General features: G+C 39.8%; 14 protein-coding genes and 1 pseudogene. 1 reads left to right on the top strand and 14 read right to left on the bottom strand.

Features of this window, described 5'->3' with window-relative positions:
- Positions 1-71: 71 nt before the first annotated feature.
- The 11 genes from CVV30_03015 to CVV30_03065 all read right to left on the bottom strand — a co-directional run bounded on the left by CVV30_03015 (position 72) and on the right by CVV30_03065 (position 12,008).
- Positions 72-1,979: a hypothetical protein gene (locus CVV30_03015; protein PKL70344.1), complete on the bottom strand. Its 1,908-nt coding sequence runs from the start codon at positions 1,977-1,979 to the stop codon at positions 72-74.
- Positions 1,980-2,019: 40 nt separating this feature from the next.
- Positions 2,020-2,568 carry an N-acetyltransferase gene (locus tag CVV30_03020; GenBank protein PKL70345.1) on the bottom strand — a complete coding sequence of 183 codons (549 nt, stop codon included), beginning with the start codon at positions 2,566-2,568 and terminating at the stop codon, positions 2,020-2,022.
- Positions 2,568-3,650, bottom strand: a complete 1,083-nt coding sequence (locus CVV30_03025; GenBank protein PKL70346.1) for an N-acetylneuraminate synthase — start codon at positions 3,648-3,650, stop codon at positions 2,568-2,570. The genes CVV30_03020 and CVV30_03025 overlap by 1 nt, the downstream gene beginning before the upstream one ends.
- Complete coding sequence (locus tag CVV30_03030; GenBank protein ID PKL70347.1) at positions 3,640-4,521, bottom strand: NAD(P)-dependent oxidoreductase; 882 nt, start codon at positions 4,519-4,521, stop codon at positions 3,640-3,642. The genes CVV30_03025 and CVV30_03030 overlap by 11 nt, the downstream gene beginning before the upstream one ends.
- A gap of 175 nt (positions 4,522-4,696) precedes the next feature.
- Positions 4,697-6,061, bottom strand: coding sequence for an amidase (locus CVV30_03035; protein ID PKL70348.1), 1,365 nt, complete (start codon positions 6,059-6,061; stop codon positions 4,697-4,699).
- A 39-nt stretch (positions 6,062-6,100) separates the two neighbouring features.
- Entirely contained in the window at positions 6,101-7,282 is a 1,182-nt protein-coding gene (locus tag CVV30_03040) for an N-acetyl sugar amidotransferase (GenBank protein PKL70349.1), read from the bottom strand.
- Positions 7,283-7,298: 16 nt separating this feature from the next.
- Entirely contained in the window at positions 7,299-7,859 is a 561-nt protein-coding gene (locus CVV30_03045; GenBank protein PKL70350.1) for an N-acetyltransferase, read from the bottom strand.
- Complete coding sequence (locus tag CVV30_03050) at positions 7,856-9,130, bottom strand: DegT/DnrJ/EryC1/StrS family aminotransferase (GenBank protein ID PKL70351.1); 1,275 nt, start codon at positions 9,128-9,130, stop codon at positions 7,856-7,858. Before CVV30_03050 ends, CVV30_03045 begins: the two co-directional genes overlap by 4 nt.
- A gap of 13 nt (positions 9,131-9,143) precedes the next feature.
- Entirely contained in the window at positions 9,144-10,283 is a 1,140-nt protein-coding gene (locus CVV30_03055; protein ID PKL70352.1) for a hypothetical protein, read from the bottom strand.
- A complete protein-coding gene (locus CVV30_03060; GenBank protein ID PKL70353.1) occupies positions 10,276-11,274 on the bottom strand; it encodes a hypothetical protein in 999 nt (332 codons plus the stop codon). The genes CVV30_03055 and CVV30_03060 overlap by 8 nt, the downstream gene beginning before the upstream one ends.
- Positions 11,274-12,008: a spore coat biosynthesis protein F gene (locus CVV30_03065; protein PKL70354.1), complete on the bottom strand. Its 735-nt coding sequence runs from the start codon at positions 12,006-12,008 to the stop codon at positions 11,274-11,276. Before CVV30_03065 ends, CVV30_03060 begins: the two co-directional genes overlap by 1 nt.
- 206 nt (positions 12,009-12,214) lie before the next feature.
- On the opposite strand from CVV30_03065, the gene pseB reads away from it, so the two are divergent.
- Positions 12,215-13,189: a UDP-N-acetylglucosamine 4,6-dehydratase (inverting) gene (pseB, locus tag CVV30_03070; GenBank protein ID PKL70355.1), complete on the top strand. Its 975-nt coding sequence runs from the start codon at positions 12,215-12,217 to the stop codon at positions 13,187-13,189.
- Positions 13,190-13,269: 80 nt separating this feature from the next.
- On the opposite strand, the pseudogene CVV30_03075 reads toward pseB, so the two are convergent.
- From CVV30_03075 to CVV30_03085, 3 genes and pseudogenes are all read right to left on the bottom strand, one after another.
- Positions 13,270-15,367 (bottom strand): annotated as a pseudogene (locus CVV30_03075) (glutamate-1-semialdehyde aminotransferase).
- Positions 15,364-16,353, bottom strand: coding sequence for a hypothetical protein (locus CVV30_03080; GenBank protein PKL70356.1), 990 nt, complete (start codon positions 16,351-16,353; stop codon positions 15,364-15,366). The pseudogene CVV30_03075 and the gene CVV30_03080 overlap by 4 nt, the downstream one beginning before the upstream one ends.
- Before the next feature lie 125 nt (positions 16,354-16,478).
- A complete protein-coding gene (locus CVV30_03085; protein PKL70357.1) occupies positions 16,479-17,732 on the bottom strand; it encodes an ABC transporter ATP-binding protein in 1,254 nt (417 codons plus the stop codon).
- Between the last annotated feature and the right edge of the window lie 14 nt (positions 17,733-17,746).

A 17,746-nucleotide genomic window follows, 5' to 3' on the forward strand; every position in this document is an offset into this window, starting at 1 on the left:
AATTCACCACAAAACCGGAATGTCGATTCCGCACCTTTCTAAAATGATTGAGAAATATGATGAAGGGATTTTCAGGATCGAGCCTTAACCTCGTTTTCTATAATTTCAAGAGCACGTTTTGATACATTTCCATCTAGTTTGTGAACACCGTACATTTCAAGATATTCGATATTTTCCATATCAGGACTCTGTTTTACATCAATTCCCTTCATATAATCGGAGATCAACTTAACAAATTCTTCCACATCATCACTCCAGTAAACCCTTTTTTTGAGGAGAGTAAGTGCTTCTGTTCTCAGGTGCGGAGAGGCGAGCAACACAAAAATAGTTTTATGAGCTGCGATTGCTTCAATAACCGGGGTACTGGGATAATCGCAAATAACGATATCTGCTTCATTAAGAAGTTCGACAAATGACCGTTCAAAATGAATCAGGGAAATATTAGTGAATCCATTTTCATTTATATATTCTGAAAATAGGGGAGTCTCGTATTCTTGGGGCATAAGTTTGAAAATAGTAGGGACCTGAGAGTTGCCTAACAGATTAAGAATGGTTTTTTGATAGTGCCACTGTGTATTATCAGGAATGGGATAATTGTTTACATTAAGATTGCTATAATAAAATTGTGCTGTTACATACAGAATCTTGTTTTCATGTTTAATCGTTGTATTTTTCTGATAGATTTTTTCGAGAATCAATGATCCAACCGATTCAATGCGGGAGTTAAAATGATTATGGGGCGCTTCACGTAACATTACCTGATGTCCAGGTCCATAGCTCATATGAACATCCGAGTCTCTGATTTCAATAAAAATCTGCATTGGGGGGTAAAACGGACCATCGCCATGCTGCCATGCGATAACCGGAATATTTCTGGACTGAGCGATATGAGCATACATGTGTTCATAAAAGAACGCTTTTTCTGAACTAAGAAACGCTACAGGTTTATATTTATCAATTTTCAGTTTAAGATTTTGCACTATTTCCGGGGCGTAACTGAAATACTTCTCAAGAACAGGAAAAAATCTTTCTTCAAAAATTTGGGAAAAATCAATACCACGATAGACACAAACATCTCTGAATATTTCAACAAGTTGTTTATTTATTGTAATATCAAAATCAGATTCCTGCGAAAAAGACTCTGTTATTTCAGACAAATTTACTACATGGTACCCATGACGGTATAATGCACCGTTCATGGGAATCCAACTGGGTTCATCCCTAAAAAGAAACAGGGTCTTTTTGTTGCAGATTGGATTTATGAGTTTTAAATATCTGAATTCAAGCATGTTCCAATTAGGATTTAATATAAAATCCTTTATCGCGATAACCCTACGATAAATAAAACGATATTGTCTAAAAATTCCTGCGAACGAGCTGGATAATGAACATCTATTATGTGCCGGTTTATTGACAGGACTTTTATTTTTTCTCTGAAGCAGTTTTATTTCAGGATTCCAGCTGTTAATACCTAAAAGAATGTTAAATATACTCTCATTGAGACCAAAAGGCGTGTAAAACGGCATGTTTTGAACGCTGGGAGACCTTTTTTCGGAAGAAAAAGTGATAATTTCATCAGGTTTTTCACGCTCAATAATTGAATGAATTATAGATATTCGTAATGTCAGGTTGTCAAAAAGTATCTTCAGAAAACGAAAATTATCAAATGCCGGTTTAAAAGAATATTTTTTTAATTCAGGCTTGGATTCCTGAAGAACAGAATCGATTTTAGAACAGATAGACTCAACGGTTTCATAATTTTTTATTCCTTGTGAATAAATTAGGTCTGAATCATAATAAATTTCAATTCCTCTATATAAAACACCTTTTTTTTCAAGTTCCCAGCATACATCCGGAATAGTGGCAATAACAATATGTGATCCATGAATGTTTTCCCGGATTTCAAGATACTCAAATACATCATTACGATGTTCCAGAAAAATTACGACTTTATGATCTAAACCTGATATATCTGCCATTATTGTGTGTCAGTCCTGGAAAATCATCGTTTTTATATTTTTATATGATATTCATGTTGTTGTGGTTTTTATCAGATTTTAATGTGCCATACATCAGAGAATCATTCCATTTTCCCTCAGACCAGTGTGTTTCACGAAGGGTTCCCTCAAGTTTAAAACCGAGAATAGCCATGAGTTTCTGTTTGGGAGTATCAAACTCAAAAACTTCAGCGTATATACGATGGAGATTCAATTCGTCAAATCCGTACTTGATAAGAATGGATCCTGCGTCAGAAGCAAATTTTTCATCAATATATATATTGCCTGCACCAATATAGAGCGAAAAATCGGCATTCCTTTGTATCCAGTTGATGTAACATAGTCCACATGCCCCAATTAATATATCATTATTAAGGTCAACAATAGCAAACATGATGGTGTTTCTGTCATTTTGAATAATGTTTTCGAACCAGTTTTCCTGATTTATATAACTTAACTCTCGGTATTCCCGGAAATACCTCCGTAATTGAGGTAAATTTCGCCATTCCAGCATCTGGTGGATATCCTCTTTTTCAATTGCTCTTAATCCTATGATATTTCCGTGAATCATCAGGATAACTCCATGTCTGTTAGGGAAATATCTTCCCCGTGTTGCTTATACGTTTTAATCTTTTTTCCCAGCAACAAATCAATATCGTATGGTTGGACTGCACCCAATATTGATGGCCGTAAAATTTCCAGATCATCCCGGTTTATTATAGATTCTGGTTTAAGTTCATGAGCCGCTCTGATACACCGCCGCTGGATTATTGCAGTCTCATTCTCATTTTTTTCAATAGTTTTGATACCTGAGCCGAGTGCAACTTCTAGATCCCGGGTATTTTCTACCATATCTTTCCATGATCTAGGATTCATTGAGAACGAATGATCCGGACCTACCCGGTTATTATCATCGGTAAAATGTTTTTCGATGACTCTTGCCCCAAGGGAAACTGCTCCAAGCACAGCGGTATATCCTGGCGTATGGTCGGAAAACCCAAGGACCATTCTGGGAAATTGTTTTGCATATGTTTTTAATACGTTTAAATTTACATAACGGAAATTATCACGACATCCGGTGTAATTAGTATTACATTGGAGAAGGACAAGATTGCGGTTATGTTTCAGGACTGCTGCTACGGCCCTTTCAACGTCTCCCATGGAGGATGCCCCTGTTGCAAGAAGTACTGGCTTTCCTTGCAGTGCTATGTATTCCAGAAATTCAGTCCACGTGATATCCCCGGATCCAATTTTAAATGCGGGGATAACGTTCTTGAAGAGATCAACCGCTTCAAAATCATATGGTGTTGTAAGAAGATCAATGCCTTCTTTTCGGGCAGTCTCTATGAGATCCAAGGTCCATTCTCTTGGACATTCATACTCCTTATATGTATCAAATACTGATTTTTTCCATTCATTCTGATGTCCAATTTTCGTTTTTAAGTGAGAAAATCCGTAATCACTTACAATTTTGGTTGCCCGAAAATGCTGGAATTTAACTGCATCTGCACCACTTTGTTTGGCAAGCCGAATAAGATCATGAGCACGATCAAGATTACCATCATGGTTCGATGCAATATCCGCAATGAAATAAACAGAATCATTGATCGAGATTTTCCTATCATTAATTTTAATAAATTGGTTATATTTCAATGTGGACCCCCTGTAGATATTCCTCTGAAAGTTTGTTAATCACTTCATGAAGACCAGGCATCCGGTACCCAAGTATGGTCTCTGCTTTCGTTACATCCAGTCCCAGACTTTCAGCATGCCTGACACCTTTCTGCCCGCAGACGCTACCGGATGCAGTATAGGATGTATCCAGATTCAATCCTTCAGCAAGTGACTCAATAAATAATTTCTTGCTGGTCACATCTCTGCTGGATATATTAAGTAAACCTGTTATTTTCTTATCTGCAATATCTAATAAAATTTCAGAAAAATTACTGACATCAATACTCGATGTATAAAAATCGTCAAAGAGAATTGCCGGTTTTTTATTTATTAATGTATTAATACACCATTCAATAAATGTTGGATTTTCATCAAGACCTCTGAAACCAACGATATTGGTTCTGACAATAAGCGAGTTTTCGTATGTATTGGTGAGACATTCAGCCAAAAATTTTGTTCTTGCATATTCATTAACAAGAGTGACAGGGTATTTTTCATCATGCAATTTCGGTCCGTCACCCGTATAATAGTTATCCGTTGAGATTTGAATCAAATATATATTATATTCACGAGCAAGATTTGCAAGAAACGATAGCGGGCGTGCATTTATTAAATATGCATCTTGTGGATTTCGCTCACAATATTCAAGGTTCGTGATGGCAACAGTATTGATTATCATCTCTGGATTTTGATTAACGATCAGTTCCCTTAATTCTCCCTCATTACGGATATCAACTGCTATATCCGTTCCCGATCGAGCCGCACCCGTAACAGAATGATTCCTGTTTTCTGCAGTGCGGTACAATGCTTTACCCAGCATCCCTGTTGCACCAAGAAGAAGGACATTCATACGTGGAAACCTCTTACTAGTATGTTGAAATTGGATTTATTTAAAGATCTTATACGAGTATTCTGTACAATTGAAACCGTACAACAAATAACAATCGAAAATTAATTCATAATTAAATCAGTGAGGTTGTCTGTTGCATTATTCAAGAGTTATTGATCATCAGAATTTTTTACTATTATAGACTGATTTTTGGGTTTGATCTCTCCGGAATGAAATTGCATTTCCTAAGATAATTACAAAATTTGAATAGTAAAAGATCATTATATCTGCGGGCAACAATCTGGACCCCGAAGGGCAATCCACTGGGTGATGTAAAAACAGGAGCACTTATTACCGGTAAGTGACACATCGTCCACATAAGGGCAGGGTCAGGTTTTTCTATCTCTTCCCTCAGGGGAGCCTCTCCTGCTGTACTCAAAGAAATGAGGATGTCAAATTTATCAAAAAATACATCCATCCGCTGTTCCATAATCTCCTGTCTTTTTAATGCAGTCAGATATTCCCCGGGGGTTATGGTATTACCGTCTTTTATGAGATCTATCATTATCGGTGAAATTAAAGTATTATCTTTGAATTCTTCCTTGAAATAATACGAAAGTGTCTTGTTATATATCGTTTTATGGATTGCATGTGCGGATTTTGTTTCTTCCGGTAGATCTGCATGCTTCACATCAAAATTTGTTTCAGACATGAGCTTACCCGTCCACTCCAGTATTGCTTTTTGTGCGTAGGGGGGTGCGTCATCCCATACATGTGTTTTCACAAATGCAATTCGATATGGACGGCTTTCGGGTTTACTCTGCCTCAAGGGATTTGTAAGAGCATTATTACTGATTGGATAATTCGGACCATGAACGCGGAGTACATTGAAAACTCTTTCGAGATCTATAAAATGGAGGCAGAAATAACCGATGGTGTCGAGACTATCTGTCGTTTTTAACATCCCTGTTCTTGGAATCAGACCAAACGAGGGCTTGCATCCATAAATTCCACAGAAACTCGCGGGTCTTACAATTGAACCTGCTGTCTGTGTACCTATAGCAACCGGAATCATCCCCGTTGCAACTGCAACTGCAGAACCACTTGAGGATGTACCCGGTGTCTTTGTTGGATCATGGGGGTTCAAAGTTTTTCCAAGTGTATGTACTGCAAATTCAGCGGTGACCGTTTTTCCCGGAATTAATCCCCCTTCTTTCTTTAAATAAAAAACAACTCTTGCATCATTTCCCGGAGTGAAATCTTTCCAGATTGGACTACCCATTTCGGTTGGAAAATCTGTAGTATTATAAATGTCCTTTATTCCAACGGGAATTCCCTCTATCTGTCGAAGGGGTTCATGACGTTCGATCCTCTTATCTCCGGATTCAGCCTGAAGCATAAGTAATTCAGGATTAAAGGTGACCCAAGCAAGGGAACTGGCCTCCATCCGGTTGACACGATCAATGCAAATCCTTGCGATATCCGTTGGTACGAGTGCCCCATTCTGATATTCATCAAAGATTTTCTCAATACTTAATTCAAAAAAACCGTTATATCCCATCAGGTATCACTTCCTTCACCTGTAAATCCGTGGAATTTCTCAAATATCCCCGTCCACAATTTGTTCGGCAACCGGCTTGATTTTTTCCCGGTTAGGACGTTCTTTTTTGTTAATCGGTATATCCACATCTTCCAACTGGGGCATCCGATGTTTTTTCATTGTTTCATAGAATTCGTCTTCAGTCATCCCGGTAATTTTAAGATAATAATCGAGGGCCTCGGGCCTTACTGGATCATATTGATTGATAAGTCTGAATCCTTCCTCTCTCGTCAATAAACCATTTCTTACATCCAAACATGCATGCCAGGTTGCCCGGCCAAATCCTCTTTTCAGGTAACAGGTAAAATCATGCATGCCTGGCATAATGCACTCGGCACTCTTGTATCCCTTATACGTGCCTTCAAGCTCGGTCTCCTTCCAACTATATGTGTCCCGGACGAATTCGGTTTGGCGCTCGTCGTCCCAGAAGATATAGTCCCCGAGGTGAATTCCCACGAGTCCTGCTTTCTCATATTCTTCTGCAGTCGGGATCCTGAAAGGGATCAGGTCTTTTGGCGTCAGGTAGTCGCAGACCATCTCGTCGGGTTTTCGTTTGGCAGACACTCTCTCGAAATATTCCCGGTCGAATTTCTGAACGCGATCCTTATACGAGGTTCTCCCGGAATCTTCTGCAATGGACTCTCCCCAGATAAGAAGGGGGATTTTGAATTTTATCGCGATTTGCTGGGGGAACGCCCCAACCCCCGAGTGGCAGTGCCAGCAGGTATCTCCAATCGCTTCGAGGGATTTTTTCGCACACCGGTTCACGAGACTACGGTTCGGTGTGAACATGATATGATCGACATTGAACTTTTCCAGGGAGTTGATCAGATTGTACCAGCCGGTCTTACTGTACCAGTTGTGGTTGAAAGTCACGGCAAGGGGTTTCATGCCATAGACATTGACGAGTACGTGCAGCTGGAAGGTGCTGTCCTTTCCCCCGCTTATCGGGATGATACAATCGTAATTGTCACCGGCCTTTGCTTTGGCATCGGCGAGAATTTTCTGCAATTCTCTCTCCCGTTCGGTCCAGTTGATGTGTATCTTCTGTTCCGAGGACTGACATGCCTGGCAGATCCCGAGTTCATCGAAGACAACGCCTTCGAGTGTCTCGGGCATGCAGCACCGGACACAGTATTTCATATTCCTGAATGGTGGTTCGTTTGAAGGTTCAGCAGGCATGATCGATCTCCATAATTTATCTGGTTTTACGTTCGTAATCCGATTTCAGAATTCCGAATTCGACAAAATCGATATATTTCCCGTTTTTATAGGCAGCCTCAATTCTCCGCCCCTCCTCTTTCATACCCAGAACAAGAGCGAGTTTTTTCATTGCCTGGTTTGTATCAAATGTTGCACAGGAAATCCGATGGAGGTTCATTGTATTGAATCCATGATGAAGTACAAGTTCAGCTGCTTCACGTCCGTACCCTTTTCCCCATGCCGATTTATCACCGATTATTATCGTAAGATCGGCAGAACGGTAAATACGGTTAATATCCTGAAGGGCGATGTTGCCAATATGTCTATCATTCGTTTTTAACACAATCGCAAGAATAAATTCGTCATCCGTCTGATGAGAATGATGGATATATTCCTGTATTTTACTTTTTGTATGTGGGTATACATGATGTGAATTGCCATGGCACACTTCTTCATCATTGAACCATTTGAGGTATTCTCCTTCCACATCTTCATCGATAAGAGAGCGAAGATAGAGGCGTTTGCTGGTGAGAAACGCAAGATTTGACACGATTATTTTAACTCCTGAATGTGATTAAAGATTTTTTCAAACGCCTCGAGAACATTGTTCAGATCTTCTTGAGTAATATTTGCATGACAAATATTTGTGGTCATTACTTCAGTGTAATGCATGAGCTCTGTTACCGGGCACAATCCCTTTTTATAATTTAATGTGCCTTTATACCCCTCATACGTAAAGGGAAAACCATTTTTCCCAAATGCGATTCTCTGCTGATAAACAGGTTCAAGGTATAGTGGTTGGACATACCCTGAATCAAAGGGTATACCTTCTGCATTTAGTGCCCGGGTAACATTTTCCCGGGATACTCCTGTCACTGAAGCATCATAGCGCAGAGGATATACATAATAGCCATGGCGTACGCCTTTCCTGATGAGTGGGGTCTTAAGTCCTGGATATTCCCTTAAGTGCGTAGTGAGGTAATTTGCAGCTTGAATCCTCGGTATGAGCAGTTTCTCCAATTTTTTCAATTGTTCTGAAGCAATTGCTGCTTCAATTTCTGTCATCCGGAAATTAAATCCAATAAGATTTACAAGATTTTTTACTTCCTTATGGTTTACTACGACTTCTGCATGATTTCTTATCAACCTCATGCGTTCTGCAAGGTCCTCATCGTTTGTGACAACGACTCCCCCCTCACCACATTGAATGGTTTTATGGTAATTAAGGCTGTAAACACCCATGTGACCCAGTGTTCCTGCATACCTGCCATGATAAGTAGCTCCTGGTGCCTGCGCAGCATCTTCAATAACAATGAGATCATGTTCCTCAGCGATTTCCATGATTTCATCCATATCAGCGGGATGACCAAAGATATCAACAACAATAATCGCTCTGGTCCTGGGGGTAATCCGTTCACGAATTGATTCAGGTGTTATACAAAAAATATCCGGATCGATATCTGCAAATACAGGAATAGCCCCGTAAACCAACGCAGCGGTTGCTGATGCCGACATTGTATATGGTGAGACAATGACTTCATCTCCAGGACCAATTCCTGATGCCCCGACTGCAGCATAAAGTCCTGATGTTGCTGAATTCACACTCACGGCATATTTTACCTGAAAATAGTCAGCCCATTCCTTTTCAAGCTTCTGAACTCTCGGACCTCCGTAGAAATCCGGGGACCATTCTCCAAGAAATTTTGAAAGCACTTTACTATCCATTACCTCAATTACTGCTTGTTTCTCCTCTTCCCCTGTTGATATATAGGGTGGAAATGGTTTTTTTCTGACCGGCCTGCCTCCAAAAATTGCGAGCTCTGTCATAGTCTCCTCATAGTTAGATTATACCTGACATTACGTATATTTGTTGGACAACGCGCCCGGTTGCATTTCCATCAGACCTTATTTTGGAAATATTTTCATAGACTTTATTTCTTCTGTGTGAGTCAAGTAACAGTGTCCGTAGTACCGGAGTAACATTCTCCACAGAGTAAATAGGGTAACTATAACCTAACCTGTTTGTTGGAAGAATATCCTTCTGTATTAGGCCGGGTTGAACACTTACTACTATACACCCAAGATAACATGCTTCCACCAGCAGAGCGGTAGTCATACCCGTGACAAGATCCGCCGCCATTATTATTTCCCGCGAGTTCCCAGTTGTTGATATAATAATATGAATTCGCTCTCCTAGTTCCCCTGCAAATTCATTCGGGTTCTCCCTGGGATGAGGACGTATAATGAGGGTAATTTTCTGGTTACAAGTCCTCTGAATCTCATCGAGAGCTGAAATAACAGAATGCAGGACCTCCTTTTTCGTATAACCCGGATATGATGGTCTGGATGGAGTACCAGAAAAAAGAGGTTCAGAAGCAAAGACAACAAGGAGTTCACCAGGATTCACCCCCAGTTTTTTTCTCAACGCTTCACGCTTCTCCGTTGAAAACGCGGATTTCCATGACCCCAGATCATCGTAAGCAGGTTGGCCAGTAACCATGATTATATCCGGTTCAAATCCTTCGCTGACCATTTCATCCCGTGTGGTAGCATCCATAACAGCAATTTTATCGGGCAGATATACAGGATTACCTGTAATATCACTAAACCGAATTGTATAATTTGATGGATAATCAATAATCGCAATTGATGGGATGGAAAGCCTTCGGGCTACAAGTAAAAACGTTTTCTCAAATTCCTGTTGATTCCAAGATGTACTTGTAAACAATAGTTTTGCGTTACACTTTGAAAGAATTTCAGATGCGGAAAGAACGGTGGTATTGTCAGGAAGTTGGGTAAATGGAATATTTTTCTCTTTCCACAAGTTGCATGCTTCACGGTATGCAAAAGCCATAACTTTGACTCTATCATCATTGATTAATCGGATTATTACCGGTGCTGCCGCATTCGCCCCCCCCGGGTCCCCGCTCACGACAATAACGGTTGGGACGGTGTTGGATGATATCTTGCATTCATTCATTGTGAAACACGATTTTTTTTCCGGTTAGGGCAGATTCTCGAATTGATTGCCCGATTCTTAATGCTTCAAGACCATCAAGTCCAGAGCAGATTGGCTCCCCACCCGTTTTCAAACACCTCACAATATCTTCTACTGCATGGAGTAAGGAGTCAGTCAATCCCCCGGAGTTCCTCAAACCTATTGCAAGAGCCAGATAGCCAGAATAATTTGGATCATCTTCAACGTGATACTTTTCTATAGTGTGACCGGAATCAAGGATCCTTATACGCCCCTTGGTACCGATAATATCCATTTCAAAAATATCAAACATTTTCTCATCGCAGCCAAAAAGAAATCCCGATGCTCCGTTGTTAAATAATAAATACGCACTCACGGTTGGATCATCGGTGATTATACTGGTTACGGGAAACCCCTGAACCAAGTTAATCTCCCCAATAAGGAAACGGGCTAAATCCAACCAGTGACTGCCATTATGCAATATTCCTTTTGTATAATATCCGCTGACTGTCTGAATCTCACCAATATTGGTCTTATCCTGTAAAAATAGGGACAATTCACGGTGGTTCGGAGCGTACCTCCGGAAATAATTAACTGACACGATTATTTTTTTTTCCTGAGCACGGTGAATTAGTTCTTTTGCTTCGGAAATATTCAGTGCAAGCGGTTTTTCTGCAAAGATCGCTCGTATACAATTATATTCCATAATTTCCTGGATTATCTGATAATGGGTTGCATCTGGAGTACAAACACTAATTATTTCAGGTCTGGATTCTTCCAACATCGTTCGAAAATCACTATATACCTCAGGTACTCCCCAACGGTTCGCACATTTTTGAGCTTTTCCCAAATCTGAATCGCATACTGCTATGAGATTGGTATCGGGGCATGAACTGTATGCACCACTATGCGTATAGATATCTTTGATCCGAGGATCGTCTGAAAATTCACTTCCGATTTTACCGCATCCAATGATTGCAGCACGATATTTCATTAATGTACCTTTTTCTGCTGGATCTGTTTATTAATATTGATCAAATCTGGTTTTTTATCTAACAGATCTAATATATCCTCAAGAGTGAATCTTGGATTTTTAGGATATAATTCTTCATATATGGAATTGATTAACCCAAAATCCTCTATTGTATCAACGGTCAGACGCAGATCCCAATATTTTTCAGGAAGACCGCTTTCCAGATTAAATAATGTATATCTCTCCGGATGCTCATAGATATAAAGAGAAACATGTTCATGATCCACAGGGTCCAGGGTCAGGGAGGCAACTTCTTCTAATGTTTTTAATGAAAATACCTGTGCATCAAGTCCATTGGGGTATGTCTGTTTAAGGGTATTACTGACATAATCATACGAATTATGCAGGAAAATCTCAATGAGATGATCAATGACTTTTGGATCAAGTAATGGGCAATCACCGGTAATCTCAACAATAATATCTGCATCATAGGACTGAGCAGCTTTTATGACCCGATCAAGAACATCATCTTCACTACCCCGGTAACAACCAATCCCAAGGCGACATGCTAATTCTTCTACAACATCGTCGGTACGGTTTGAAGTCGTTGCAACAACAATTTGATCAATTTGTCTGACATGGGCCAACCGTTCGATCAGCAGTTCTAATGTAGGTTTACCGAGTATCGGGCGAAGAATTTTACCGGGAAGGCGGTTCGAGGTCATTCTTGCCTCTATTGTCGCAACAATTTTCATAAAAATTTTCCGTAACCCTCTGATTTTAAATGCATTACTTTAGTTTGATTCCTGCGCGCTGCTTCTGCATCGATATTTTTGATTCAAAGAAATAAAAATGATTGTCAAGGAATATGAACACGGATTAATATTCTCGGTTATGATTTACTTCTCTCACAATCAAAAATTCCAAATAATTAAAATCTTCACGCTCGTATTTTATTACAATGACGCATCATCTTGATGGAAAAATTATTCTCCTCACCGGTGGAACAGGTTCATTCGGTCAAAAATTTACTGAAATTGTTCTAAAAAATCATAATCCTGAACGTATCAGAATATTTTCCCGCGGGGAGCTCCTGCAATATGAAATGGAGAAACGGTTTTCTGACGAACGGCTCAGATTTTTTATAGGAGACGTACGGGATAAGGAAAGACTTTCCCGGGCAATGAATGACGTTGATATTGTAATCCACGCTGCCGCATTAAAACATGTTACGGCGTGTGAATATAACCCCATTGAAGCGGTCAAGACCAATATTGATGGTACAAAAAATATTATTGATACTGCCATTGACAATGATGTAAAACGAGTTATTGGATTGAGTACAGACAAAGCGGTTCATCCCGTAAATTTATATGGTGCCACTAAAATGGTAGCTGAAAAATTATATGTTCAGGGGAATTATTATTCTGGCCAAAAAAACACAAGGTTTTCGTGCGTAAGATACGGGAATGTAGCAGGCAGTCGAGGTAGTGTAATTCCATTATTTATGGACCAGAAAAAAACCGGAACTATCACAATAACAGATGAGCGAATGACCCGGTTCTGGCTTACTCTGGACCAAGGTGTGCAATTTGTCATTAATAGTGCTGAAAAAATGCAAGGGGGAGAGATCTTTGTTCCAAAAATTCCCAGCATGAAGGTAACGGATCTTGCAAAATCTATTGCCCCGGATGCCAAGATCAAATTCATCGGAATTCGGCCTGGTGAAAAATTACATGAAGTCCTTCTCACTGAAGATGAAGCCCGCCATTCACGTGAATTTGATAATTATTATGTAATCGAGCCGGAGTTAGAATTCTGGGATAAAAATGCATTCTCCCATGGAAAAATCCCCCCGGAAGGGTTCCGGTATTCAAGTGATATTAATGACACCTGGTTGAGTGTATCCGATATGAAAAACCTGCAATTAAACTAATTTTTTTATGGTTATAATAATATAGTTTTTACTTCTTCCTCTCAAATGCAGCGCAAAGATTGGTGTTTTAGTTATCTCAGTCAAGTAAGCCGTTTGAATCCTGAATATGCCAGGGGGCCGTCCAAACATTGGTTCAGAGTACCTTTTTCTAATTCATTGCTGATTTTATGGAATACCGGGTCCAAAACCTGAATGTATTGATCAACAACCTCTTTTTTATGGGGATACGAGACATACACACTCTCGCGAGCGAGATAATCTGATTTGAGCATTTCTTGTGTGATAAATGTCTGTATTGTGAGTGCCTCCGGATGATTGAATCCAAGATGGACGAGTGGTGGTATACCATCCTCAATCTTGAACGGAAGATCATTACTTTTTATAAGTTTATTCCATTCCTGACCAATATAACGACCAATCGATGTAATTTGTCGAGGAACATCAAGTCTCTGTATCTTCTCAATAGTAGTAATTGCTGCAGCAAATCCCACACTTTCAGTCCAGTAAGTGCTGCTGATAAATGTGTCCTGTGCGGTATCCATTACCTCTTTTTTTCCAATTATTGTAGCAATCGGGTGACCGTTACCCATTGCTTTTCCGAATATCGCAATGTCAGGAACTACCTGATAACGAAGATGGATCCCTCCTACATTCATTCTCCAGCCGGATGTTATTTCATCGAAGATTAATATGGCGTCATGTTCGTCGACAATTTTTCTTACTTTATTAAGAAAATCATGTTCAGGTTCCCTGTACCTTATTGGTTCCATTATTACCGTACCAATTTCATTGGGATACTGTGAAAACAATGCTTCGAGTTCTTCAGGGTGATTGTACCGGAAAGGAAGCGCAGTTCCTTTTAGCCCTCTCGGAACCCCTTTTGGGGAAAGTCCCGGTAAAAGATGCCCGTCAAGACCTGAATCATCTGCCAGGTTTGCTGCAAGGTACCAGTCATGCCAGCCATGATATCCACAAAATGCAACCCGGTCCTTACCGCTACAAGTTCTCGCAATGCGAACTGCTATTACGGCAGCTTCTCCACCGGTTCGTGCAAATCTTACCATGTCAGCCCACGGGTGTAGCTTTAGCATGATTTCTGCGAGTTCGATTTCTTCCGGACAATTGAGAGTACTCATTGACCCATTCTTTACTGCATTTATCACCGCTGCATTGACATCATCATCTGCATACCCGAGTGTACATGCACCGACTCCTACAATTGACATGTCAATATATCGCCTGTTATCGAGATCCCAGATTTCGATGCCTTTAGCTTTTTTATAATAAGACGGCCAGTGTTCGGGAAGGAACTGCTCACTTCGTTTCGACAAAAGCTGATTTCCTCCTGGAATGATTTGTTTGGCTTTTTTCCAGAGTTTATTTCCACTAGATTCAGACATTTTTTACCTCCTGAAATTTTTCGTCCATTTTAAGAGATTTTTTATATCCTTCATCCCGGCCTATTGAATTATTTAAAAGAATCAATTCCGGTCTTCTTCTTAACAAATCAAGGATGTCCCTCATTTTAAAAAATTTTTCAGGATTATACAGACTTTTATAAACCTCATTAATAAAATCATAGTCTTCCTGCTGATCGAGTGTCCAGCGCATTGAAGAATGATTAAAATCATCCGTTACGTTAAGCCTTTTGATACCAGGAGTCGTTTTGAGATAGGAAGTGACATGTTCTCTTTCAGAGGGAAGACGGGCTTTCGAATCTGCATCCATCAGTGCTGATAAGGTACACACTTCTACATCAAGACCATCCGGATAAGTCGGTTCAAGAGTGTTACTTACATAATCATAATCGCCTTTTATCATCGCAATAATTACCTTATCAATAATGTCCGGATCGATCATTGGACAGTCAGAAGTTATCCTTACAATTAATGAAAGATCAATTTTTTTTTCTTTTAACATCCGGGCAGTATCCACATACCGTTTCAGAACATCTTCAGAAGATCCCCGGAAGACCATGATATTATTGTTAATACAGAAATTTTCAATTACATCATCCTCTTTTCCGGATGTTGTCGCTACAATCACATAATCAGCCAGAGTTGCCCTTGCGACCCGATCAACAACATGCCATAAAACCGGTTTTCCCGAGAGCACCCTCATGACTTTCCCCGGCAGTCTTGTGGACCCCATACGGGCCTGTATTATTGCTGCAATCATATTTGACACTCATGCTTTGCCGCAAGTGCAATTTCCATAATTTTCTTTCCATTCTGCAGACCGGATTCAGGATGGACTTTTTTATCAATACATTCGAGAAAATATCGCATTTCATCAATATATAATTGATTTACATCAAATGTGTCAGCATATGAGAATACCGATTCACCGTGCTTATCAGATACATGCACAGAATTTCCAAATATCCATTCAAAAGTATATCCCTCCCTGTCGCAAATTTTACATTTCCGTGAATATTTTCTTTGGAGGTAATCTGAGTGAATACTTACAATTTTATCTGGATATTCGAAATTTATCATTGCTGTATCTTCGACATCAATTGTAAAAGAGCTAAACTTTCCAAAAACACTCGTGACATGTTTTGGATATCCAAATAACCAACAGGCGTAATCAAGCTCGTGGACATCATCAAGGATTGTACCTCCCCCCATAGAACGGTTTGCACTGTATACTGTTCGGTAATCGACACCTTTTCGCCAGAGTGGCATATGAGAGCCAAACTCGAGCTGGCCAAATGCAACTTTATCTTCTTCAATCCGGGTCTTAAGGAATCGCAATCCTGGTTCAAAGCGGAGCATAAATCCAACCATTGCAATACAATGATTATTTTCCGCAAGTGATATGAGATCGTCAACTCCATCAAGGGTATGAGACAGAGGTTTTTCAATAAAAAGATTGATTCCACGTTCTGCAACTTTTTGCGCAACTGGTATATGTAAATGTGTAGGTGTGCAAATAATTGCCCCCTCAAAATGTGTTTTTTCAATTGCCTGGTCTAAATCAACACATGGGACGAATCCTTCTTCATGGCATATCCTCAATAATAATTCAATGTTAACATCAAAAAGGTGCACAACTGCGCCAAGGGCCTGTAAATTTTTAGCATGACGCTTTCCAATAGACCCGGCGCCAATAACGATAATCTTGGGTCGTGATGCGATGGTATTGTTTTTGATATTGACCATTAGTACTTATTTTGGGCATTCTTCATTTGTATTATTTGTGGGGGGAATCGTTAAGAATCGGTATTATCTTACAAAAATCATTAATTTACTTTAATTCCCGATACTGAAACGTTTATGTAATAATCTCATTTCCAGTCATGGTTAATATAAAAAATCCCATGATAACCTTTTACAATATTATAGCCAGATCCTTTCGGATCACAAGAATCAATAGAAAATGAGTATGCATCATGTACACGATCTATGTGTTCCTGTCCATGAATATTCAATTCACATTTAATCAAATAATCTCCTGCATATAAGTTCAGCGGACTCATATAGCATTCAATAATATTCATGCCAGGTTTTAAGGAGACATCCCGTCCATCGATCAATTGGGTATCAAACATACAAATATTTTGAATTTCATCTGAAATATAGAGTGTCGCGGAACATCTCACATCAGATTTAGCTTCCACAGTAAGTTGAACAATCAGTGGTTTGAATGGATTGATCATTTTTGGATTTCTTTGTTCATCGGAAATTACAGTAATCTCCATAATTTTTGCACGGAGATTGCAATATCTTTCCCGCGTTCGTTCAGCAATCGGAATTATTTCTTCATCTGGTGAATTTTTGTAACCTAGATAATAATCTATGGCTTCATTGGTGTCCCCGTCAAATTGGATCTGACCTGCACTAATAACAATACAACGATTGCATAATGCTTTCACTGCAGTCAGGTTATGGCTTACAAAAATTACTGTTCTCCCCTCTCTTCCCACTTCCCCCATTTTACCAAGGCATTTTTTCTGAAAGCTTGCATCTCCCACTGCAAGCACTTCATCTACCAGTAATATTTCCGGTTCGAGATGAGCTGCAACCGCAAATGCCAGCCGGACATACATACCGCTTGAATACCGTTTCACCGGGGTATCGATAAATTGTTCAATCTCAGAAAATTTTACAATATCATCGAATTTTCGTTCAACTTCATGCCTCTTCATTCCAAGGATGGATCCCGATAAAAAAATATTTTCACGTCCAGTCAGTTCCGAATGAAATCCGGTTCCGACTTCAAGAAGAGAACCGACCCTCCCATGGAGTTCAACACAACCTTCTGTTGGTGTAGTAATGCGGGATAAAATTTTCAGCAGTGTGCTCTTTCCAGCACCGTTATGGCCAATGATACCGACAATTTCCCCTGATTCAATCTGAAATGATACCCCCTTCAGCGCCCAGAATCCATCCTCCGGTGGAGTACGATGTAATATCTTAAATGGTGCTTTTAATGAATTGACAATCGCATCGCGAAGTGTGTGATATTGTTCCTGCAGTCCGCCAATGGCGTATTTCTTGCCGAGATGGCTGACACGGATGGCGATATTATAGGACGACATACTTCAATAAATCC

The sequence above is a fragment of the Methanomicrobiales archaeon HGW-Methanomicrobiales-1 genome (genome assembly GCA_002839675.1).
GTDB lineage: Archaea > Halobacteriota > Methanomicrobia > Methanomicrobiales > Methanospirillaceae > Methanoregula.

Coding starts and splice junctions, on each gene's coding strand:
- CVV30_03015 (PKL70344.1), bottom strand. CDS start 1,979: ATGGCAGATATATCAGGTTTAGATCATAAAGTCGTAATTTTTCTGGAA.
- CVV30_03020 (PKL70345.1), bottom strand. CDS start 2,568: ATGATTCACGGAAATATCATAGGATTAAGAGCAATTGAAAAAGAGGAT.
- CVV30_03030 (PKL70347.1), bottom strand. CDS start 4,521: ATGAATGTCCTTCTTCTTGGTGCAACAGGGATGCTGGGTAAAGCATTG.
- CVV30_03035 (PKL70348.1), bottom strand. CDS start 6,061: ATGGGATATAACGGTTTTTTTGAATTAAGTATTGAGAAAATCTTTGAT.
- CVV30_03040 (PKL70349.1), bottom strand. CDS start 7,282: ATGCCTGCTGAACCTTCAAACGAACCACCATTCAGGAATATGAAATAC.
- CVV30_03050 (PKL70351.1), bottom strand. CDS start 9,130: ATGACAGAGCTCGCAATTTTTGGAGGCAGGCCGGTCAGAAAAAAACCA.
- CVV30_03055 (PKL70352.1), bottom strand. CDS start 10,283: ATGAATGAATGCAAGATATCATCCAACACCGTCCCAACCGTTATTGTC.
- CVV30_03060 (PKL70353.1), bottom strand. CDS start 11,274: ATGAAATATCGTGCTGCAATCATTGGATGCGGTAAAATCGGAAGTGAA.
- CVV30_03065 (PKL70354.1), bottom strand. CDS start 12,008: ATGAAAATTGTTGCGACAATAGAGGCAAGAATGACCTCGAACCGCCTT.
- pseB (PKL70355.1), top strand. CDS start 12,215: ATGACGCATCATCTTGATGGAAAAATTATTCTCCTCACCGGTGGAACA.
- CVV30_03080 (PKL70356.1), bottom strand. CDS start 16,353: ATGGTCAATATCAAAAACAATACCATCGCATCACGACCCAAGATTATC.
- CVV30_03085 (PKL70357.1), bottom strand. CDS start 17,732: ATGTCGTCCTATAATATCGCCATCCGTGTCAGCCATCTCGGCAAGAAA.